Annotated in this window: 23 protein-coding genes and 1 tRNA gene; 16 read left to right on the top strand and 8 right to left on the bottom strand. The window is 75.4% G+C overall.

Translation table 11 applies throughout. The annotated features are described in order from the left end of the window. Positions 1-19: 19 nt before the first annotated feature. Positions 20-1,894: an SEC-C domain-containing protein gene (locus PHY01_RS05130; RefSeq protein ID WP_141277361.1), complete on the top strand. Its 1,875-nt coding sequence runs from the start codon at positions 20-22 to the stop codon at positions 1,892-1,894. Positions 1,895-2,414: 520 nt separating this feature from the next. Here the strand turns inward: PHY01_RS05130 and PHY01_RS05135 are convergent. Beyond that, positions 2,415-3,335: a hypothetical protein gene (locus tag PHY01_RS05135; RefSeq protein WP_141277362.1), complete on the bottom strand. Its 921-nt coding sequence runs from the start codon at positions 3,333-3,335 to the stop codon at positions 2,415-2,417. A gap of 279 nt (positions 3,336-3,614) precedes the next feature. Then, positions 3,615-5,615 carry an ATP-dependent DNA helicase gene (locus PHY01_RS05140; protein ID WP_170183646.1) on the bottom strand — a complete coding sequence of 667 codons (2,001 nt, stop codon included), beginning with the start codon at positions 5,613-5,615 and terminating at the stop codon, positions 3,615-3,617. Between the two features lie 402 nt (positions 5,616-6,017). On the opposite strand from PHY01_RS05140, the gene PHY01_RS05145 reads away from it, so the two are divergent. Beyond that, the gene (locus PHY01_RS05145) at positions 6,018-6,896 is read left to right on the top strand and encodes a thioesterase family protein (RefSeq protein WP_141277364.1); all 879 of its coding nucleotides are present in this window, start codon (positions 6,018-6,020) and stop codon (positions 6,894-6,896) included. A gap of 161 nt (positions 6,897-7,057) precedes the next feature. On the opposite strand, the gene PHY01_RS05150 is transcribed toward PHY01_RS05145, so the two are convergent. Both PHY01_RS05150 and PHY01_RS05155 read right to left on the bottom strand, forming a co-directional pair. Further along, positions 7,058-7,600, bottom strand: a complete 543-nt coding sequence (locus tag PHY01_RS05150; protein WP_141277365.1) for an isochorismatase family protein — start codon at positions 7,598-7,600, stop codon at positions 7,058-7,060. Positions 7,601-7,613: 13 nt separating this feature from the next. After that, the gene (locus tag PHY01_RS05155) at positions 7,614-8,909 is read right to left on the bottom strand and encodes a nicotinate phosphoribosyltransferase (protein ID WP_141277366.1); all 1,296 of its coding nucleotides are present in this window, start codon (positions 8,907-8,909) and stop codon (positions 7,614-7,616) included. 38 nt (positions 8,910-8,947) lie between these two features. Between PHY01_RS05155 and clpS the strand changes: the two genes are divergently transcribed. From clpS to PHY01_RS05210, 11 genes are all read left to right on the top strand, one after another. Beyond that, positions 8,948-9,247: an ATP-dependent Clp protease adapter ClpS gene (clpS, locus tag PHY01_RS05160; protein WP_141277367.1), complete on the top strand. Its 300-nt coding sequence runs from the start codon at positions 8,948-8,950 to the stop codon at positions 9,245-9,247. After that, positions 9,244-9,795: a DUF2017 domain-containing protein gene (locus PHY01_RS05165; RefSeq protein ID WP_141277368.1), complete on the top strand. Its 552-nt coding sequence runs from the start codon at positions 9,244-9,246 to the stop codon at positions 9,793-9,795. Before clpS ends, PHY01_RS05165 begins: the two co-directional genes overlap by 4 nt. Positions 9,796-9,858: 63 nt before the next feature. After that, positions 9,859-10,437 carry a M67 family metallopeptidase gene (locus tag PHY01_RS05170; protein ID WP_141277369.1) on the top strand — a complete coding sequence of 193 codons (579 nt, stop codon included), beginning with the start codon at positions 9,859-9,861 and terminating at the stop codon, positions 10,435-10,437. Between the two features lie 44 nt (positions 10,438-10,481). Then, the gene (locus PHY01_RS05175) at positions 10,482-10,751 is read left to right on the top strand and encodes a MoaD/ThiS family protein (protein ID WP_141277370.1); all 270 of its coding nucleotides are present in this window, start codon (positions 10,482-10,484) and stop codon (positions 10,749-10,751) included. Positions 10,752-10,758: 7 nt separating this feature from the next. Further along, on the top strand, positions 10,759-11,706 hold the full coding sequence (locus PHY01_RS05180; protein ID WP_141277371.1) for a PLP-dependent cysteine synthase family protein: 948 nt from the start codon (positions 10,759-10,761) through the stop codon (positions 11,704-11,706). 65 nt (positions 11,707-11,771) lie between these two features. Further along, the gene (locus PHY01_RS05185) at positions 11,772-12,383 is read left to right on the top strand and encodes a rhomboid family intramembrane serine protease (protein WP_141277372.1); all 612 of its coding nucleotides are present in this window, start codon (positions 11,772-11,774) and stop codon (positions 12,381-12,383) included. A gap of 13 nt (positions 12,384-12,396) precedes the next feature. Beyond that, on the top strand, positions 12,397-13,197 hold the full coding sequence (gene murI, locus PHY01_RS05190; protein ID WP_141277373.1) for a glutamate racemase: 801 nt from the start codon (positions 12,397-12,399) through the stop codon (positions 13,195-13,197). Then, positions 13,194-14,363, top strand: coding sequence for an MFS transporter (locus PHY01_RS05195; protein ID WP_246085709.1), 1,170 nt, complete (start codon positions 13,194-13,196; stop codon positions 14,361-14,363). The genes murI and PHY01_RS05195 overlap by 4 nt, the downstream gene beginning before the upstream one ends. Next, positions 14,360-14,725 (top strand): hypothetical protein, encoded by a 366-nt coding sequence (locus PHY01_RS05200; RefSeq protein ID WP_141277374.1) that lies wholly within the window; start codon positions 14,360-14,362, stop codon positions 14,723-14,725. Before PHY01_RS05195 ends, PHY01_RS05200 begins: the two co-directional genes overlap by 4 nt. Further along, positions 14,718-15,110: a hypothetical protein gene (locus PHY01_RS05205; protein ID WP_170183647.1), complete on the top strand. Its 393-nt coding sequence runs from the start codon at positions 14,718-14,720 to the stop codon at positions 15,108-15,110. Before PHY01_RS05200 ends, PHY01_RS05205 begins: the two co-directional genes overlap by 8 nt. 10 nt (positions 15,111-15,120) lie before the next feature. Then, the gene (locus PHY01_RS05210; RefSeq protein WP_141277375.1) at positions 15,121-15,894 is read left to right on the top strand and encodes an MBL fold metallo-hydrolase; all 774 of its coding nucleotides are present in this window, start codon (positions 15,121-15,123) and stop codon (positions 15,892-15,894) included. Here PHY01_RS05210 and PHY01_RS05215 read toward each other — a convergent pair. After that, a complete protein-coding gene (locus tag PHY01_RS05215; protein WP_141277376.1) occupies positions 15,891-16,361 on the bottom strand; it encodes a DUF2231 domain-containing protein in 471 nt (156 codons plus the stop codon). The two genes, PHY01_RS05210 and PHY01_RS05215, sit on opposite strands and share 4 nt — an antisense overlap. Positions 16,362-16,424: 63 nt before the next feature. Between PHY01_RS05215 and rph the strand changes: the two genes are divergently transcribed. After that, positions 16,425-17,171, top strand: a complete 747-nt coding sequence (gene rph, locus PHY01_RS05220) for a ribonuclease PH (RefSeq protein WP_174824082.1) — start codon at positions 16,425-16,427, stop codon at positions 17,169-17,171. After that, on the top strand, positions 17,168-17,761 hold the full coding sequence (rdgB, locus tag PHY01_RS05225) for an RdgB/HAM1 family non-canonical purine NTP pyrophosphatase (protein ID WP_141277377.1): 594 nt from the start codon (positions 17,168-17,170) through the stop codon (positions 17,759-17,761). The genes rph and rdgB overlap by 4 nt, the downstream gene beginning before the upstream one ends. A gap of 5 nt (positions 17,762-17,766) precedes the next feature. On the opposite strand, the gene PHY01_RS05230 is transcribed toward rdgB, so the two are convergent. Next, the gene (locus PHY01_RS05230) at positions 17,767-18,165 is read right to left on the bottom strand and encodes a carboxymuconolactone decarboxylase family protein (RefSeq protein ID WP_141277378.1); all 399 of its coding nucleotides are present in this window, start codon (positions 18,163-18,165) and stop codon (positions 17,767-17,769) included. A gap of 106 nt (positions 18,166-18,271) precedes the next feature. On the opposite strand from PHY01_RS05230, the gene PHY01_RS05235 reads away from it, so the two are divergent. After that, on the top strand, positions 18,272-18,916 hold the full coding sequence (locus tag PHY01_RS05235) for a TVP38/TMEM64 family protein (RefSeq protein ID WP_141277379.1): 645 nt from the start codon (positions 18,272-18,274) through the stop codon (positions 18,914-18,916). On the opposite strand, the gene PHY01_RS05240 is transcribed toward PHY01_RS05235, so the two are convergent. Further along, positions 18,917-18,992: transfer RNA gene (locus tag PHY01_RS05240), tRNA-Leu, on the bottom strand. It abuts the gene before it with no gap. Continuing rightward, the gene (locus PHY01_RS05245) at positions 18,957-19,634 is read right to left on the bottom strand and encodes an HNH endonuclease (protein ID WP_141277380.1); all 678 of its coding nucleotides are present in this window, start codon (positions 19,632-19,634) and stop codon (positions 18,957-18,959) included. The genes PHY01_RS05240 and PHY01_RS05245 overlap by 36 nt, the downstream gene beginning before the upstream one ends. Between the last annotated feature and the right edge of the window lie 24 nt (positions 19,635-19,658).

A 19,658-nucleotide genomic window follows, 5' to 3' on the forward strand; every position in this document is an offset into this window, starting at 1 on the left:
TGGGCGTCCGGGTGCGGCCGTGGAGCGTCCGCCGGTGGAGACCGTCGCGGCGGCCTACGCCGAGCTGGCACGGACCCGCATCGCGCTCGCGGCGTCGGAGCTGGAGGCGCAGCTGGCCGGCCGGTTCGGCCTCCCGTCCGACGACGAGCTGCTCCTCGACGCGGGTGACGAGGCGATGCTCGACCCGTACTCGCCGCTCACGCTGCTGGCGCCCGAGACCGTGGTGCACGCCCCCGCGCTGATGGCCGGGGCGGTGCTCACCCACCGCCTCACCGCCGACGAGCGCGCGGGCGGCTACCTGGTCCTCGACGTCGACCTCGCCGGGTTCCTGCGCGTGCCCGGCCCGCACACCGGCGCCGGGCCGCTGGCCGTCGACGACGTCGACGGGGAGCCCGCCTGGATCGGCCCCGAGGACTGGCTCGCCGCGCACCCCGCCGACGCCCTGCTCGCCGTGCGCGTCGCCGACGACGGTGCGGTCGAGGTCTCGGTGCCCGACGCCGACCCGGCCGTCCCGCCGGGGCTGGTGGAGCGGCTGCGGGCGGTCTACGACGCGGAGCTGGACTCGCCCGACGAGCCGGGACTGCCGGTGTCGGCGGAGAACCTGCTGCTCGGGGTGCGGGTGGCCGACCGCGGCGCGCTGGTCTCGCCGGTGCCGCCGCTCGTCGAGCTGGCCGCGGCCGCCGGGCTCGAGCGGCGCGGGCCGGAGTTCGCCCACACCGGGTCGGTGTGGGCCGCGGGGGAGGAGGCCGACCGGCACTGGCGCCTGATCGACCGCCTCGGCACCGACGGCGACGCGACCACCGCGTTGGAGGCCCTGGACCTGCTGGCCGATCCCGCGGGCGATCCCGGCACCCTGCGCCGCGCCCTGGAGCTGCTCCAGGAGCCCGACGTCCTGGTCGCGGTCACCGACGAACTGCTCGCCGGCGACGACCCCGCCCGGCTCGCCCCGTTCGTCGCGCTGGCCGACCGCATGGTGGCCGCGGCGGGCACCACGCCCCGGGCCGCGGTCGCGCGCTGGATGGCCGCCGTCGCCGCCGAGCGCGACGGGCGGGCCCTCGACGCCGAGTCGCACCTGCGCGCCGCGTGCAGCGAGGCCGAGGGCTGGCCGTTCGTCGAGGACCGGCTGGCCTGGTACGAGGCCGACCGCGGGGACGCGGCGGCGGCCGCCGGGCGCTGGCGCTCGATCGGTACCCCCGACGACGATCCCGACCTCGCCGCCGCCGCACGTGCCGCCGCCGGGCTCGGCCCGGAGCCCGGTCGCAACGAGCCCTGCTGGTGCGGGTCCGGGCGCAAGTTCAAGCAGTGCCACAGCGGCCGTCCGATGGCCCCGCCGCTGCCGGAGCGGGTGGGCGGGCTGTGGCGCAAGGCGGTCGCGTACCTGGAGCGGCGCGGCGGTGCGGCCGAGGAGGACCTGGCCGACTACGCGGCGTGGCGCGCGGGGGAGTCGGGCGACCCGGACGCGGCCTTCGACGACCCGTTCACCGTCGACGCCACCCTGCACGAGGGCGGCTGGTTCGCGCAGTTCCTCGTCGAGCGCGGCCCCCTGCTCCCCGCCGACGAGGCGGAGCTGGGGGCGTCCTGGCCCGACGCCGACCGCGCGCTGTACGAGGTGCTCGCCGTGCGCCCCGGCCACGGGCTCGACGTGCGCGACCGCCGCGGCGGCGAACCGCTGACGGTCGTCGAGCGCACGGCGAGCGGGGCGGTGCAGGTGGGTGCCGTGCTCTGCGCCCGGGCCGTCCCGGACGGTGGGGGCGGGCTCCGGTTCGTCGGGGCGGTCCTCCCGGTCCCGGCCGACGCGGAGGCCGATCTGGCCGAGCTGCTCGAGGTCGGTGACCCGTCCCTGCTCCTGGGCTGGGCGGCCACCCACGTCCCGGTGGCCCCCGCCCGGACCTGACGACGCTCCCGCCCCGCCCGCCCGGGGCCGGTGCGGCGGGCCCGGTGGAGGGCACGCCCCGCGCGTACTGCTCGCGGCTGCGCGCACCTCGCTGATGCGCGCACCGTGGGCGGCCGCGGGCAGCTCGGGCGGCCGGGCGCACGTGGGGCAGCTGGGCGGCGGCCGCGGGCACCGTGGTCGGCGGGGCGCACGTTGAGCGGCTGGGCGTCCGGGGTGTCTGCGCGCACCTTGGGCGGCCGCGCGCACGTTGGGCGGCCGCGCGCACCGTCGAGGGTGCGCGGGCGGGGCGAAGGTGCGCGCGGGGCTCGGTCGGCCCCCGGCCACCTGGCCACCCGGCCCCCGGCTCTCTGCACACCGTCGGCGTTGTGCGGAGCGCGGTGCCGATCCGCCCGCACCCACGCGTATCCCCCGCCGCCCCGCGCACCGTCGAGCGTGCGCGTGGGGAGCGAGTGTGCGCGGGGGACCGGGCGTCGCCCGATCCACGGGCGGGGGCGCGGGGCGTGTCCGAGCCGCGTACGCCTCAGCACCCCGTCCGCGCGAAGCACTGCCGGAGCCGGGTGGCGACCGGGTCGAAGCAGTCGATGTCGGGCCAGATCCAGCGGGTCATCCGCCAGTCGCAGGCACGTATGGCGTCCTCGCGCACTTTCTCGGCGAAGACCGCGTCGCCCGGGTCGCGGCCGGGCTCGAGCAGCCGGCCGTACTTGATCCGCCCGTCGAACTCGCCCACGGTGCGCAGGTTCGGCCAGGCGAAGTCGACACACCCGACGAACCCGCCCGCGTCGGAGAAGATCTCGTACTGGAGCACGGGCCGGGGCAGGCCCGCGCGGTGCATCGCCACCCGGCTGCGCGACTCACCGGGGCTGCGGGCTCCGCCGTCGGCGAACCGGATCGCCCGCAGCGCCTGCGGGGCCCCTCTCCAGAGCCCGGACCGGGCCTGCGCGGCGAGGAGGGCCGCCGGGTCGAGCGGCAGTGTGGCCAGGGCGGCGTCCGCGACCACCACCGCCTGCTCGAACGACACCGTCCGCGCCACGTCGGTGACGGTGCGCGCCGGCGAGGTGACCCGCAGCCCGTCGACGACGGTGGTCTGGTCCTCGTCCAGCGGCGACACGTGCCGGTGCACCCCGCGGGTGAGCCGGCCGCCGCCGCTCCCGTCGCGCGTCACGTGCACGCGGCCCAGGTCCTGGCCCCACACCGGCAGTCCGAGGACGACGGCGGCGGAGGCGTGGCTCAGGACCCAGCCCGGTGCGAGGTGGGGGAGGGTGGCCCGGATCAGGAGGAGGTGCTGCGCCTCCGGGGTGTCGGGTTGCGGATCGAGGGGCCGGACGTAGCTGCCGCGGCGGACGGGGTTGAGCACGCCCGACTGCCGCAGCCGCTGCACCTCGGCGCTGGTCCAGCCGGCGCCGAGGAGCTCACGACGCAGGGTGAGCGGGGGGATGGCCATGGCCACGACTCTGCGGCGATCACGGCAGCTCGGGAAGCCCCGCCCCCGCTGCTGTGGACGGGCCGCCTCCGATGTGGACAACCCACCGGCCGGGCGCGCACCTTCCGGCTCCGCGCGCACGCTCGAGCGTGCGCGCGGCGGTGGAACGTGCGCGTGGGGGTGGAACGTGCGCGTGGGGCGACGTGCGTGGGCGGACGGGCCGGGGCGACGTGCGTGGGCGGACGTGCCGGGGGCGATGTGCGCGCGGACGGGTGGGGCGGGACGGGTGGTGGGTGCGGCTCAGGCCCCGCGCAGGCGCCGGAGGGCGGCGTGGACCGTGTCGCGGTCGTCGGTGGCCCAGAACGGGGGGAGGCTCGCGCGGAGGAAGCCGCCGTAGCGGGCGGTGGCCAGGCGGGAGTCGAGGATGGCGACGACGCCGCGGTCGTCCATGCCGCGCAGCAGCCGCCCGGCGCCCTGGGCGAGCAGCAGGGCGGCGTGGGTGGCGGAGACGGACAGGAAGCCGTTGCCGCCGCGGGCGTCGGTGGCGCGCTGTCGCGCGGCGACGAGCGGGTCGTCGGGCCGGGGGAACGGGATCCGGTCGATGATCACGCAGGAGAGCGAGGGGCCGGGGACGTCGACGCCCTGCCACAGCGACAGCGTGCCGAACAGCGACGTGGCGTCGTCCTCGGCGAACTTCTTCACCAGCAGCATCGTGGAGTCCTCGCCCTGGCACAGCAGGGGGGTGTCCAGCCGCCCGCGCAGCGCCTCGGTGGCCTGCTTCGCCGCCCGCGTCGAGGAGAAGAGCCCGAGCGTGCGCCCGCCCGCGGCCGCCACCAGCCCGGCGATCTCGTCGAGGGTGGCCGGGGCGAGCCCGTCGCGCCCGGGCGGGGGCAGGCGCCGGGCGACGTAGAGGATGCCGCTGCGCGCGTGCGCGAACGGCGACCCGACGTCCATGCCCGACCACTTCGGGGTGCCCGGCTCGTCGGACGGGGCGTCGGACGGCGGGAGTCCCCACTGCCGGGCCAGCGCGTCGAAGTTGCCGCCGAGCGCGAGGGTGGCGCTGGTCAGGACCACCGTCGAGCGGCCGAACAGGCGCTCGCGCAGCAGCCCGCCGACCCACAGCGGCGCGGCGCGCAGCACCTTGTGCCGGGCGCCGTCGGGCCCCTGCTCACCCAGCCAGACGACGTCACGGCGCTGGGACGGGTCGGGCTCGGCGAACGCCTCGATCAGGCGGACGGCGACCTCGGACACCTCGTCGAGCGCGGCGAGCGCCAGCTTGCGCGCCACCGCGCCGTCGGGATCCTCCTTGCGCTCGGGCCCCAGCGCCTGGCGGCACTCCCCGGCGCTGTCGCGGATCGTCGCGAGCACCCCGGACGCGGCGGGGGACAGGGCGTCCCAGCGGCCGGGCGGCAGGTCGTCGAGCACCATCGCCAGGCCCTCGCCGGACTCGGCGAGCCGGTCGGCGACGGCCTGGTCGACCAGCTTGCCCAGCCGCCGGGCGGCCGCGCCGACCATGCCGGAGGTCAGCTCCGCGGTGGCGACGCCGGTGACGCGGTCGACCAGCTCGTGGGCCTCGTCGACGACCACGACGTCGTGCTCGGGCAGCACCGGCCGCCCCTCCAGCGCGTCGATGGCGAGCAGCGCGTGGTTGGTGACGACGATGTCGGCCTTCCCGGCCTCGGCCTTGGCCAGCTCGGCGAAGCAGTCGTCGCCCACCGGGCACTTCGACGCGCCGACGCACTCCCGCGCCGTGACCGACACCTGCCGCCACACCGCCTCGGTGACGCCGGGCACGAGCTCGTCGCGGTCGCCCTTCTTCGTGGTGTCGGCCCACTCGTGCAGGCGCTTGACCGCGCGCCCCATCGCGGAGACCGCGAACGGGTCGAACAGCTCGGGCTCGACGGCTGCGTCGTCCTCGGGGCCGTGCAGCTTGTTCAGGCACAGGTAGTTGCGCCGGCCCTTGAGGATCGCGAACGTCGGCGCCCGGCCGATCAGGGGCTTCAGCGCCGCGGCCAGACGGGGCAGGTCGCGGTCGACGAGCTGGCGCTGCAGCGCGATCGTCGCCGTGGAGATGACGACGCTGCGGTCCTTCGCGACGGCGTGGTGGATCGCGGGGACGAGGTAGGCCAGCGACTTCCCGGTGCCCGTGCCGGCCTGCACGGCGAGGTGCTCGCCGCTGCTCAGGGCCTTCCGGACGGCCTGCACCATCGCGTCCTGGCCCTCGCGCCGCGTGCCGCCGACGGCCTCGACCGCGGCCTCCAGCAGCTCGGCGACACCTGGGAGGGACGTCTTGGCCGGCACCCGAGGGAGGCTACCCGGGCACCCCGTCCGACCGTGGGGCGTCCGTTCGGCGCACACCCCCCGTGACCCCCTTGTGACCATGGGCACATCGAGGGTACAAATCACCCACGGAACGGCGGCAGGCCAAGGCCGGATCGGTGGAGAAGATCCGTCCTCCCGGTCGCAGTTCCCGGCACGGACACCGGGTACCCACGCGGAGCACGCCGCGGAGGCACCAGGTCGTGGGTCTGCAGCGGTCGGCGACAATCGCCCATCGATGCCGAGACCACCCACACGGCCGACTGCGCACGCTTGGTAACCCGCTGATCCGTGTCTTCGGACGCCGCCCGCCTCCACGCGGGCGGCGTTCGGCTGTCCGGGGTCCGGTCCGTCACCGGAACGGGTGGCGGCACAATGCGGGAAGTGACCGCCACGCAGCTGCTGCTCGAACCCGCCTCGTTCCCCGTGCTCGTCGAGCACCCCGCCCGCTACAGCGACCTCGACCCCAGCCGCCGCATCGGCCGCGACGCGCTCGTCCGCTGGTTCGAGGACGCCCGCGTCGCCGTGGAGCGCGACGCCTTCGGCGGCGACCTCGACACCCGCCTGCGCGGCGAGATGCGCCTGCTGCTCGCCGCGGTCCGTGTCGACGTCCTCGCGCCGCTGCGGGTGACCGGTCGCTACCGCATCGGCCTCGGGGTCACCGCCGTCGGGACGACCTCGTTCACCTACGTCTACGCCGTGTTCGCCGGTGACGAGTGCGTGGCCACCGGCGAGTCGGTCAGCGTGCACGCCACCGCCGACGGCCCCGCGCCGCTGCCCGACGCGGTGCGCACCGCGCTGGACGGGCTGCGGGTGGCGGGCGAACCGTCGCCGCGCAGCGACCGCGATCTGGTCGTCCGTGAGGCCTATCCGTTCCGCCTCGACGTCCGCACCCGCTTCGGTGACCTCGACACCAACCGCCACGTCAACAACGTCGCGCTGGCCGGCTGGTACCTCGACGCGCTCGCCGAGCTGCACCTCGACGTCCTCGGCTACCCGACCGGCGGCCCGCTCGACGGGCTGCAGCCCAGCTCGCTCACCGTCCAGTACCTCGCCGAGGTGCACTACCCGGGCATCCACCAGCTGCGCGTCGGCGTCCTGGAGCTCGACGAGGAGACGGTGACCTACGCCTGCGGCCTGTTCGACGGCCCCCGCTGCATCGGGCTCGCCCGGGCCACCGGGGCCCACCACGCGCGGGGCGGCGACGGCGGGCCCGTCGAGCTGGCCGCCGCGCTGGAGCCGTTCCGGATGCGGGCGATCTAGGAGCGCCCTGAACAACTCGGGCCTACTGCGCGACGCCCAGGCGGCGCCCTCGCTGCGTTGGGCAGGTGCGGCGATACAACAGCGGTATCGCCGCACCTGCCCGCCTTGCGATGCCACCACCTGGCCGCCGCTCGCTACGGCCGGAGTCGTTCAGGACCCTCCTAGACCACCGTGACGCCGGCCGCCCGCAGCTCGTCGAGCGCGCGGGCGGTCGAGTCCGGCGCCACCCCGGCACACAGGTCGAGCAGCACGACCGTGGAAAAACCGGCCGCGGCGGCGTCGAGCGCGGTGGCCCGCACGCAGTGGTCGGTGGCCAGGCCGACGACGTCGACGGCGTCGGCCCGGCGCTCGACGAGCCAGTCGCGCAGCGTGACCCCGGCGGGGTCGGTGCCCTCGAAGCCGGAGTAGGCCGCGGTGTACTCGCCCTTGGCGAACACCGCCTGCACCGGACCCACGTCCAGGGCGGGGTGGAACGACGCGCCCGGGGTGCCCGCGCGGCAGTGCGGCGGCCAGCTGTCCACGAAGTCGGGGGTGTCGGAGAAGTGGTCGCCCGGGTCGACGTGCAGGTCGCGGGTGGCGACGACGAGCTCGTAGTCGCCCATCCGGGCCGAGACCGCGGCGGCCACCGCCGCGCCCCCGGCGACGGCGAGCGAGCCGCCCTCGCAGAAGTCGTTCTGCACGTCGACGATCACCAGAGCCTTCACGCGAACACCGTCCTCACACGAACACCGTAGGGATCGCCGGCTCGCCCCGCGAGAGCTTGAGGCCCTCCCACGGCACCGACACCAGCGCGGCGCGCAGGTGCTCGCGGGCACCCTCCAGCGTCGGCAGGTCGGGCACCGGCTCCCCGCCGCGGATGAGCGGCACCGGCAGCACACGGTCGTGCGGGCCCACCGGGACCGGTGCGGCGGCCGCGCACACCACCTCCTCGACGGCGGTGCCGGTCGGCTTGTAGCGGCGCACGGCCGTCTTCGCCCCGCCGCGCGACTCCTTCGCCGCGCTGCGCTTGGCGACCGGCCGCCCGTCGACCTCCACGAGCTTGTAGACCATCCCCGCCGTCGGTGCCCCGGACCCGGTGACGACCGACGTGCCGACCCCGTAGGAGTCGACGGGCTCGGCCCGCAGCGCGGCGATCGCGTACTCGTCGAGGTCCCCGGACAGGACGATCCTGGTGGAGGTCGCACCGAGCGCGTCGAGCTGGTCGCGGGCCTGGCGGGCCAGCTCGCCGAGGTCGCCGGAGTCGATCCGGATGGCACCGAGCCCGGGGCCCGCCGCCTGCACGGCCAGCTCGACGCCGCGGCGGATGTCGTAGGTGTCGACGAGCAGCGTGGTGTCCGGCCCGAGCGCCTTGACCTGGCTGGAGAAGGCGCCCAGCTCGTCGTCGTGCAGCAGGATCCAGGCGTGCGCGGCCGTGCCCGCGGTCGGGATGCCGTGACGGCGCCCGGCCTCCAGGTTGGAGGTGGCGCCGAACCCGGCGAGGTAGGTGGCCCGCGCCGAGGCCACCGCGGCGGCCTCGTGGGTGCGCCGCGACCCCATCTCGATCAGGGGGCGCCCGGCCGCGGCCGTCACCATCCGGGCGGCGGCCGAGGCCACCGCGCAGTCGTGGTTGAGGACCGAGAGCGCGAGCGTCTCCAGCAGCACCGCGTCGGCGAACGTGCCGCGGACGGTGAGCACCGGCGAGCCCGGGAAGAACAGCTCGCCCTCCGGGTAGCCGTCGACGTCGCCGGAGAAGCGGTAGGCGGCCAGCCAGTCCAGCGTCGGGCCGTCGACGACGTCGGCCAGCGCGGCCAGCTCCTCGTCGCCGAAGCGGAAGCGGGTGATCGACTCCAGCAGGCGTCCGGTGCCCGCGACGACGCCGTAGCGCCGCCCCTCGGGCAGGCGCCGGGCGAAGACCTCGAACACGCAGCGCCGCTCGGCGGTGCCGTCGGCCAGCGCCGCGGCCACCATCGTCAGCTCGTAGCGGTCGGTGAGCAGGGCCGTCGAGACCCCGGCCGACTGTGGGCTGCCACTCATGGCACGTGACCCTAGGCGCCCGTGCCACCATGGGGAGCATGACGGCGCCGCTTCCCGCCCCGACCCGGCAGACGGACACCGCAGTCGACGAGGACGTCGCGGGAGACGTGCCGTGGCAGGCGATCGTCTGGAACGACCCCGTCAACCTCATGTCCTACGTGGCCTACGTGCTGCAGAAGCTGTTCGGCTACCCCGAGCCGAAGGCCACGGCGCTCATGCTCGACGTGCACCACAAGGGCAAGGCCGCGGTGTCGGCGGGCGACAAGGACAAGATCGAGGCCGACGTCGCGAAGCTGCACGCCGCGGGCCTGTGGGCGACCATGCAGAAGAGCTCGTGAACGGCTGGAAGAAGGCCGGCCGCGGGGCGAAGGTGCGCCTGGTCGCGTCGCTGGAGGCCCAGGAGGCCGCGGTGCTGCGCGGGCTCGTCGCCGAGGTCCGGCAGATGCTCGCCGGCCGCGTCGAGCAGAACCCGGCCGACGAGCTGGCCGCGATCACCGGGATCCGCACCGGCCCGTCGACCCGCCCCGACGACCGCGTGCTGGCCCGGCTGCTGCCCGACTTCACCACCGAGGACGCCGACCTCGCCGCCGGGCTGCGCTCGATCCACGAGCCCGAGCTGATCGAGGCCAAGGACGCCGCGGCCGCGCTCGTCCTCGACACGCTGCCCGACACGGGCGGGCGGATCGAGCTCACCGTCGAGCAGGCCGACGTCTGGCTCGCCGCGCTCAACGACGTCCGCCTCGCGCTGGGCACCGCGCTCGACGTCAGCGAGGACATGCCCGACGAGCTCGACCCCGACGACCCCCGCGCGTCGCACCTGGGGGTCTACCAGTGGCTGACCTTCGTGCAGGACGCGCTGGTGCAGAGCCGGATGCAGGTCCGCTGAGCGGGGTGTGAGCGAGGGCGCTGCCGGGTGCGACCGGGCGGGGACGCCACGTAGGCTGGCGGGGTGCTGCAGATCCGCGCCGACCTCGTCGAGGAGATCATGGCGCACGCCCGGGAGGAGCACCCCCACGAGGCGTGCGGGATGATCGCCGGTCCCGAGGGCGCCGAGCGGCCCGAGCGCTTCTTCCGGATGCGCAACGCGGCGAAGCCCTCGGGTGACGCGGCCGCCGAGGAGCGCGAGCAGGCCCACCGCGCGCTGGTGCTGGGCGAGGCGCACGCCGAGTACGAGGGCGAGCGCCGCTCGTCGCTGACGTACTACACCTGGGACGTGAAGGAACGGCTGCGCGCGCAGCGCGAGATGGACGCCGCCGACGAGTGGCCGGTCGTCATCTACCACTCGCACACGCGCAGCCCCGCCTACCCCTCGCAGGTCGACATCGACGTGGCGTCGGGCCCGGCGAACGACCCGCGCATCCACTACGTGATCGTCTCCACGCGCCCCGACGCCGAGCCGCGTGTGCACGGCCACGACCTCCGGTCGTTCCGGATCGTGGACGGTGTGGTCACCGAGGAAGAAGTCGACGTCGTGGAGACTTACATGTTCGCGCACACCGGCGCGGACGACGTCCCGGACCTCGGCTGACGCCGGTCCCGCCCGTCCCGAACCACCTCCAGGAGAGCATCCGCATGGCCACCGTGTCCGTCCCCACCATCCTGCGCACCCACACCGGCGGCGAGAAGTCCGTCGAGGCGAAGGGCAGCACCGTCTCCGAGGTGATCGCCGACCTCGAGTCGCGCCACGCCGGCATCGCGGGCCGGCTGCTCAACGACGGCAAGCTGCACCGCTTCGTCAACATCTACGTCGACGACGAGGACGTCCGCTTCTCCGGTGGCCTCGACGCCCCGGTGAAGGAGAACTCGACGTTCACGATCCTGCCCGCGGTCGCGGGCGGCTGATCCCGGGATGCGGTACGACTCGCTGATCGCGGCGGTCGGGGACACGCCGCTGGTGGGTCTGCCGAACCTCTCGCCCAGTGCCGACGTGCGGCTGTGGGCGAAGCTGGAGGACCGCAACCCCACCGGCTCGATCAAGGACCGGCCCGCGCTGGCCATGATCGAGAAGGCGGAGGCCGACGGCCTGCTCGCCCCCGGCTGCACGGTCCTCGAGCCGACCTCGGGCAACACCGGCATCTCGCTGGCGATGGCCTGCAAGCTCAAGGGCTACTCGCTGATCTGCGTGATGCCGGAGAACACCTCGATCGAGCGGCGCCAGCTGCTGGAGATGTACGGCGCCCGGATCGTCTCCTCGCCCGCGGCGGGCGGGTCGAACCAGGCCGTGGCGATGGCCAAGGAGCTGTCGGCGGAGAACCCGTCCTGGGTGATGCTCTACCAGTACGGCAACCCGGCCAACGCCGACGCGCACTACCGCACCACCGGCCCGGAGATCCTGCGCGACCTGCCGACGATCACGCACTTCGTCGCCGGTCTGGGCACCACCGGCACGCTGATGGGCGTCGGTCGCTACCTGCGCGAGCACAAGCCCGACGTCCAGATCGTGGCGGCCGAGCCGCGCTACGGCGAGCTGGTCTACGGGCTGCGCAACATCGACGAGGGCTTCGTGCCCGAGCTGTACGACCCGGGGGTGCTCACGGCCCGCTACTCGGTCGGCAGCCACGACGCCCTGCGCCGCACCCGTGAGCTCGTCGACCGGGAGGGGATCTTCGCGGGCATCTCCACCGGCGGCATCCTGCACGCCGCGCTGGCCGTCGCCGAGAAGGCCGCCGGGGCCGGCGACGCCGCCGACATCGCGCTCGTCGTCTGCGACGCGGGCTGGAAGTACCTGTCGACGGGCGCCTACAGCGGCGAGCTCGACGACGCCGCCGACGGCATCGAGGGCCACCTCTGGGCGTAGCGGTGCGGTGCGGTGGGCGGATCGACGCCGCCCGGCACCGTCGCCGCGCCGGTACGCTCGTCACCATGACCGCACCCGTCCCGCGCCGGACGATCGGCCGTGTCCTGCCCCCGCAGCCGGCCCGTGCGGCGGTCACGATGCTGGTGTTCACCGCGCTGCTCTACGTCGTGGAGATCGCCGACGTGATCTCGGGCGACGCGCTGGAGCGCAACGGCATCCAGCCGCGCGAGACCGGCGACCTCGACGGGATCCTGTGGTCGCCCCTGCTGCACGGCGACTGGGCGCACCTGGCCGCCAACACCGTGCCGTTCCTGGTGTTCGGGTTCCTCGCGATGGCGGGCGGGGTGCGGCAGTTCGTGCTGGTCACCGCCACGATCTGGCTGCTCGGCGGCCTGGGGGTGTGGCTCACCGGCGAGGACGGGACCTACCACATCGGCGCGTCCGGGCTGGTGTTCGGCTGGCTCGCGTTCCTGCTGACGCGCGGCTTCTTCGCGCGCAGCGGGCGTCAGATCGCGGTGGCCGTCGTGCTGTTCCTGATCTGGGGCGGGGTGCTGTTCGGGGTGCTGCCCGGGCAGCCGGGGATCTCCTGGCAGGCGCACCTGTTCGGGGCGCTGGCCGGGGTGCTCGCGGCGTGGCTGGTGGCCCGGGCCGACCGACCGGCCGTGGTCGCCCCGTAAGTACGCTCGGTCCGTGGACCTCGACGCCCCGATCGGCATCTTCGACTCCGGCGTCGGCGGCCTCACCGTGGCCCGCTCGATCATCGACCAGCTGCCCGCGGAACGCGTCGTCTACGTCGGCGACACCGCACACGGCCCGTACGGCCCGCTGGCCATCGCCGACATCCGCCGCCACGCCCTCGCCGTCGGCGACTCGCTGATGGAGCGCGGGATCAAGGCGCTCGTCGTCGCCTGCAACACCGCGAGCGCGGCCTGCCTGGCCGACATCCGCGAGCGCTACCCGGTGCCGGTCGTCGAGGTGATCCGGCCCGCCGTCCGCCGCGCGGTGGTGGCCACCCACACCGGACGCATCGGCGTCATCGGCACGCGGGCGACGATCGCCTCGGGCGCCTACGTCGACGCGTTCACCGCCGCCCGCGACGTCGAGGTGACGGCCGTGGCGTGCCCGCGGTTCGTCGACTTCGTGGAGCGCGGCACCACCAGCGGGCGGCAGGTGCTGGGGCTGGCGCAGAGCTACCTGGAGCCGCTGCAGCGCGCCCAGGTCGACACCCTCGTCCTGGGCTGCACCCACTACCCGCTGCTGTCCGCGGTGCTGCAGATCGTGATGGGCCCCGAGGTCACGCTCGTGAGCAGCGCCGAGGAGACGGCGAAGGACGTCGTGCGGGTGCTGTTCGAGACCGGGCTCGCGCGGGAGCCGGGGCCGGCCACGGGGCCGCACGAGTTCCTGGCCACCGGCGACCCCGAGCCCTTCGCCCGGCTGGGCCGCCGCTTCCTGGGGCCCGAGGTCGGCGCGGTCGCCGCCCTGACGTCGTGATCTCCCCGCTGCGGCTCACCCTGCTCGCGGGCGGCGCGTTCGCCGTCGGCACCAGCGCCTACGTGGTGGCCGGGCTGCTCCCCGACATCGCCGCCGAGCTCGGCGTCACGGTCGCCGCGGCCGGCCAGCTGACGACGGTGTTCGCGCTGTCCTACGCCCTCGGCGCGCCGGTGCTGGCCACGCTGCTCGGCCGCCGGGAGCGCCGCGGCCTGCTGGTCGCCGCGCTGCTGCTGGCCGCCGCGGGCAACCTGCTCTCCGCGCTCGCCCCCGGCTACGCGCTGCTGATGGCCGGGCGGGTGCTCACGGCGCTGGGCGCGGCCGCGTTCACCCCCGCCGCGACGCACGCCGCCACCCTGCTCAGCCCGCCCGAGCGCCGCGGCCGGGCGGTGTCGGCGGTGTACACCGGGATCACGGTCTCGCTGGTGGTCGGAGTGCCCGCGGGCACGCTGATCGGCGGCGCGCTGGGCTACCGCGGCGTGTTCGTCGTGGTCGCGGCGCTGTGCCTGGCCGGTGCGGTCGGTGTCCGGGTGCTGCTGCCGACGGTGGACGCGCCCGCGCCGGTCGGGCTGCGCGAGCGCCTCGCCGTGGCCGCGGACCGTCGCGTGCTCACCATCCTCGGCATCACCGTGCTCGGGCTGACCGCGGTGCTGACGGTCTACACCTACGTCGCCCCGCTGCTGGCGGAGGCCGCCGGTGTCACCGGGCCGGTACTCGGTGCGCTGCTCGTCGTCTACGGGATCGGCGCGCTGGTCGGCAACGACCTGGGCGGCCGGCTGACCGACCGCCTCGGCAGCCGCCGACCGCTGCTGTTCGCCCTGCCGGTGATCACGCTGGCGCTGGTGACGCTGCCGTTGACGGTCACCTCGGTGGTCGGTGCGGGGATCGCGCTGTTCGTGCTCGGCGGCGGGTTCGTCGTCAACGCCCCGGTGCAGTCGCAGCTGATCGAGCTGGCGCCGGGCGGCAGCGCGCTGGTGCTCTCGCTCAACGCCTCGGCGATCTACCTCGGGATCGGTCTCGCCGGGCTCGTGGGCGGGGTGGTCGTGGCGACGCTCGGAGTGCTCGCGCTGCCGTGGGTCGGGGCGGCGTTCTCGCTGCTGTCCCTCGGCCTGCTCCTGGTGGCCCTGCGGCAGGAACCGGTGCGCGGCCCGGGTAGCGTCGCGGCGTGATCGACGCGCTCGTGCTGGTCGTCGTGGCGGCGCTGGCCGCGCTCGCCGTGTTCGGCCTCGTCACCACGGTGATCAACCGCCCGCCCGACCGCTGGACCCGCCTGGCCGTGGCCGGGGTCGTCGGCCTGCTGGTGGTGCAGGCGGTGATCGCGGCGGTGCGGGTGTTCTCCGGTGTCGCGCTGCCGGAGACCTCCACGTTCCTGATCTACCTGGTCGTGTCGGTGTGCGTGCTGCCGATCGCCACGCAGTTCGCCACGGCAGAGCCGACGCGCTGGGGCGGGGCGGTCATCGCGGCGGGGGCGGTCGGCACCGCGGTGGCGGTGGTCCGCCTGCAGGGGCTGTGGGACGCCGCCGGTGGCTGAGCGCACCTCCAGCGGCTTCGGCCGGCTGCTGATCACCGTCTACGGCATCTTCGCGCTGTCGGCCACCGCGCGCGCCGGGGTGCAGATCGCCACCCGCTTCTCCGAGGCCCCGCTGCCCTACCTGCTCTCCGCGCTCGCGGGCGTCGTCTACATCCTGGCCACGATCGGGCTCGCGCGCCGCGGGCCGGGCGCGCGCCGGCTGGCCTGGGGGGCCGTCGGGTTCGAGCTGGCCGGGGTGCTGATCGTCGGCGCGCTCTCGGTGTTCGACGCGGGCGACTTCCCCGACGACACGGTGTGGTCGGCGTTCGGCCGGGGCTACGGCTTCATCCCGCTCGTGCTGCCGCTCGTCGGCCTCTGGTGGCTGTGGCGCACCCGCCCGCGTTAGCGTGACGCCCATGCGTCTGGTCGTGCTCGGCTGCTCGGGCAGCGGCCCCGGGCCGTACTCGCCCGCGTCGGGCTACCTGGTGGAGGCGGGCGACCTCCGGGTCGTCCTCGACCTCGGCAACGGCACCCTCGGCGCGCTGCAGCGCCACCTCGACCCGTGGCTCCTCGACGCCGTCGCGTTCTCCCACCTGCACCCCGACCACTGCGCCGACTTCACCGCGCTGGTCGTGCACCGCCGCTACCACCCGTTCCCGCCCGCGCAGGTGCGCAGGCTGCCGGTGTACGCCCCCGCCGAGGCGCCCGACCGCTTCGCCGCCGCCTACGCCCCCGACGCCGCCGAGCGGGCGGAGACCGACCTGAGCGACGCCTTCGACTTCCGCCCGCACACCGCCGTGACCGCGATCGGCGACCTCGTGTTGCGCACCGCGCCCGTCGACCATCCCTGCGACGCCTACGCCCTGCGCGTCGAGCACGCCGGGCGCAGCCTGGTCTACAGCGGCGACACCGGCCCCACCGACGCGCTCGTCGAGCTGGCCCGCGGGGCCGACGTCCTGCTCTGCGAGGCCACCTGGCCGCACGTCACCCCGGTGTGGGACGAGCCGCCGCCTGGGGTGCACCTGTCCGGGCGTCAGGCCGGGGAGCACGCCGCCGCCGCGGGGGTGGGCCGGCTGCTGCTCACCCACGTCCCGCCCTGGTTCGACGCCGCCGAGCTGGCGGCCGAGGCGAAGGCCGCGTTCGGCGGGCCGGTGGAGGTCGTCACGGCCGACGCGGGCTACGAGGTCTAGGACCAGACGGCCGAGGCCCCGGAGTGGCCGATCCAGACCACCAGCGCGGCCACGACCACCCCCACGGCCGCGGCGGCGACGGCCAGCGCGGGCGCGAGCCGGGACGGGGGCGCGGGCTCGGCGTGGCCGCCCGCCGCCACCGGAACCCGCCGGTCGGCGAACACCACCGCGGCGAGCAGGGCGACGAACAGCACGGCCGCCGGCAACAGGTACGACGCGCGCGCGGCGTGCTCGGCCACCAGCGGGCTGCCGCCCTCCATGGTGCGCCGCAGCTGCCACCCGCTCGTCGACGCCAGCGGCACCGCGACCGCCCCGCCCAGGGCGACCAGCAGTGTGGGGATCGCGAGCGCGCGCCGCCCCGCCGGGCGCGCCGCGGCGGCCAGCGTGCCGACCGCCGCGAGCGGCAGCAGTACCACGACGGCGTGGACGATCAACGGGTGCAGCGGCAGACCCGCGACGGTGTACATCCGGACATCCCACACGAACGGTGGTGGACGGGGTGTGACCGGGTCCCGCATAGGCTGTCCTGCGTGAACCGACTCGATGGCAGGACCGACGACGAGCTCCGGCCGGTGACGCTCACCCGCGGCTTCCAGGCGCACCCGGCGGGCTCGGTGCTCGTCGAGTTCGGGGGCACGAAGGTGCTGTGCGCGGCGAGCGTCACCGCGGGCGTGCCGCGCTGGCGCACCGGTTCGGGACTGGGCTGGCTCACCGCGGAGTACGCGATGCTGCCCTCGGCCACGCACACCCGCAGCGACCGCGAGTCGGTCAAGGGGCGCGTCGGCGGGCGTACACACGAGATCAGCAGGCTCATCGGCCGCTCGCTGCGGGCCTGCATCGACCTCAAGGCGCTGGGGGAGAACACCATCGCCCTGGACTGCGACGTCCTGCAGGCCGACGGAGGCACCCGCACCGCCGCCATCACCGGCGCCTACGTCGCGCTGGCCGACGCCGTCACCTGGCTCCGCGCGCACGGGCGCCTGGCCGACCCGCAGCCGCTGTCCTGCCAGGTCGCGGCCGTCAGCGTGGGGGTGGTGGACGGGCGCGTGCGCCTGGACCTGCCCTACGCCGAGGACTCCCGCGCCGAGGTCGACACCAACGTCGTCGCCACCGACCGTGGCACGCTGATCGAGGTCCAGGGCACCGGCGAGGGCGCCACCTTCAGCCGCAGGACCCTCGACGCCATGCTCGACTCCGCGCTCGGCGGCATCGAGCGGCTGTGCGCACTGCAGGCCGAGGCGCTCGCCGCGCCCTACCCCGGCGAGCTCCCGACGTGAGCGGCCGGATCCTGCTGGCCACCCGCAACGCGGGCAAGCTCGTGGAGCTGCGTCGGATGCTGGCCGGGTTCGAGATCGTGGGCCTGGCCGACGTCCCGGAGTTCCCCGACGCGCCCGAGACCGGTGCCACCTTCGCCGAGAACGCGCTGGCCAAGGCCCGCGACGCCGCGGAGGCCACCGGGCTGCCGTCGGTGGCCGACGACTCCGGCCTCGCCGTCGACGCGCTCAACGGGATGCCCGGCGTGCTGTCGGCGCGCTGGAGCGGGCGCCACGGCGACGACCTCGCCAACCTGGAGCTGCTGCTCGCCCAGCTCGGCGACGTCCCCGACGACCGGCGCGGCGCCGCGTTCGTCTGCGCCGCGGCGCTCGTGGTCCCCGGCGGCACCGAGACCGTCGTGCACGGCGAGTGGACCGGGACGATCGTGCGCGCGCCCCGGGGCACGGGCGGCTTCGGCTACGACCCGGTCTTCGTGCCCGACGGCTCCGACCGCACCTCCGCCGAGCTCACCCCGGCCGAGAAGGACGCGGCCTCGCACCGCGCACTGGCCCTGGCCGCGCTCCTGCCGCACCTGGAGGCCCTTTCCACCTGATCGGGTCAGGCGGGCGGCGACGGCTCCTCGGCCAGGACGCGGCGGGCCACGGCGAAGGCCGAGTTGGCGGCCGGGACGCCGCAGTAGACCGCGGTCTGCAGCAGGACCTCGACGATCTCCTCGCGGGTCAGCCCGTTGCGCAGCGCGGCACGCAGGTGCAGCTCCAGCTCGGCGAGGTGGCCGTGCGCGACCAGCGCGGTGAGGGTGACCGCGCTGCGCATGCGCCGGTCGATGCCCGGGCGCGTCCAGATGTGGCCCCAGGCGTACTTCGTGATCATCTCCTGGAAGTCGGCCGTGGTCGCGTCGACGCGGGCCAGTGCGGCGTCGACGTACTCGGGGCCGAGCACCTCGCGGCGCACGGCCAGTCCGTCGGGATCGAGGTCGAGGGGCACCGGTTCGGTCACGTGATCACGGTAGCCCGGTGACCGGCGGGTGTCCGGCGGGTGACGGGGCGGGGGGTTCGTCACCCGGGGCGGCCGGCGGGGCCCCGGCGTCGGTACCGTCGTCGCCGTGAACCCCCGCCGCGTGGCCGCCGGCCTCGTCGCGCTCGCCGCCGCCGTGGCCGTCGTGCTGGTCGTCCGCTCGGTGGGCCTGCCCGACGTCCGCGGGGCCGTCGAGGAGTCGGGGGTGTGGGCGCCGCTGCTGTTCGTGCTGCTCTCCGGGGTGGTCACGGTGGCACCCGTGCCGCGCACGGTGTTCACCGTGGCCGCCGGGGTGCTGTTCGGCTCCGTCACCGGGGTGCTGCTGGCCGTCGCCGGCACCACGCTCGCCGCGGCCGGTGCGTTCTGGCTGGTGCGGCTGCTCGGCGGCGCGTTCGTGGACCGGCACGCGCACCGCCGCGGCGTGGCCTGGGTGCGCGCCCGCCTCGACCGCAGCGGCCTGCTCGCCGTCCTGTCGCTGCGGCTGATCCCGATGGTGCCCTTCGCGATGCTCAACTACGCCGCGGGCCTGTCCGGGGTGCGCTTCGTCCCCTACGTGCTGGGCACCGTCCTGGGGATCCTGCCCGGCACCGTCGCCGTGGTGGTGCTGGGTGACGCCGCGACGGGTGGCACGCCGCACCCGGTGCTGCTGGCCGTCTCGCTGGTGGGCGGGCTGGTGGGGGTCGGCGGGGCGCTGCTCGCGGCCCGGCGGCCCGCCGTGGTGCCGACCGGGTAGTGGTGCCGGCGGCGGGATTCGAACCCGCACTGTCAACTACCTAAAAGTTGCGCCTCTCCCGTTGGGCTACGCCGGCGTTCCGCCCACACCAGGTGTCGGTGAGGGCGTGGCAGTTCGGGCACAGGATACGGAGATTCTCCAGTCGGTTGTCGGTGTGGTCGCCGTTGATGTGGTCCAGCGCCAACGGCAGCGGCCGTCCGCGCCACTCCGCCAGGCTGCACTCCTCGCAGTGTCCCGGCTTCAGGCCTGCTCTGATCAGGCGTTTTCGCAGTCGCCCGCCAGCGCGGTAGGTCGAGCCACGGACCAGAATGCCCTCCAACGGCACGACGCGCCGCCCTGCACCGGTGTGGCCCCTGTTCCACCCCTGACCGGTGAAGTGCGAGATGTCGAGCCCTAGCCGCCGGATGTGGCCGACCATGAGCCGGTGCATGCCACCGCTCGGCCGGTATCCCAAACGGCGGCAAACCTCGCTGACCGAGACGCTGTCGGCGACGGCCCGGGCGAGGTCGTCGTCGGTCCAGCTCAGCCGCTTGCGGGGGGAGCCGGGTGCGGCCGTCGGGAGGTGCGTCGCGTCGAGACCCAACCGGGCGATGTGCGCCCGCATCGAGTCGTACCTCCCGGCCCGCAGACCGAGCCGCACGTGCACCTCGCTCAGCGTGCGGCTCGCCGCCACGGCGGCGGCGAGCTGGTCGTCGGTCCAGCTCCGGGGGCGCGGCATCCGCCCATCGTATCGAACATGTGT

The sequence above is a fragment of the Pseudonocardia hydrocarbonoxydans genome (genome assembly GCF_006539565.1).
Taxonomy (GTDB): domain Bacteria; phylum Actinomycetota; class Actinomycetes; order Mycobacteriales; family Pseudonocardiaceae; genus Pseudonocardia; species Pseudonocardia hydrocarbonoxydans.

Coding starts and splice junctions, on each gene's coding strand:
- PHY01_RS05135 (WP_141277362.1), bottom strand. CDS start 3,335: ATGGCCATCCCCCCGCTCACCCTGCGTCGTGAGCTCCTCGGCGCCGGC.
- PHY01_RS05155 (WP_141277366.1), bottom strand. CDS start 8,909: ATGAGTGGCAGCCCACAGTCGGCCGGGGTCTCGACGGCCCTGCTCACC.
- clpS (WP_141277367.1), top strand. CDS start 8,948: ATGACGGCGCCGCTTCCCGCCCCGACCCGGCAGACGGACACCGCAGTC.
- PHY01_RS05175 (WP_141277370.1), top strand. CDS start 10,482: ATGGCCACCGTGTCCGTCCCCACCATCCTGCGCACCCACACCGGCGGC.
- PHY01_RS05180 (WP_141277371.1), top strand. CDS start 10,759: ATGCGGTACGACTCGCTGATCGCGGCGGTCGGGGACACGCCGCTGGTG.
- PHY01_RS05185 (WP_141277372.1), top strand. CDS start 11,772: ATGACCGCACCCGTCCCGCGCCGGACGATCGGCCGTGTCCTGCCCCCG.
- PHY01_RS05210 (WP_141277375.1), top strand. CDS start 15,121: ATGCGTCTGGTCGTGCTCGGCTGCTCGGGCAGCGGCCCCGGGCCGTAC.
- PHY01_RS05215 (WP_141277376.1), bottom strand. CDS start 16,361: ATGTACACCGTCGCGGGTCTGCCGCTGCACCCGTTGATCGTCCACGCC.
- PHY01_RS05245 (WP_141277380.1), bottom strand. CDS start 19,634: ATGCCGCGCCCCCGGAGCTGGACCGACGACCAGCTCGCCGCCGCCGTG.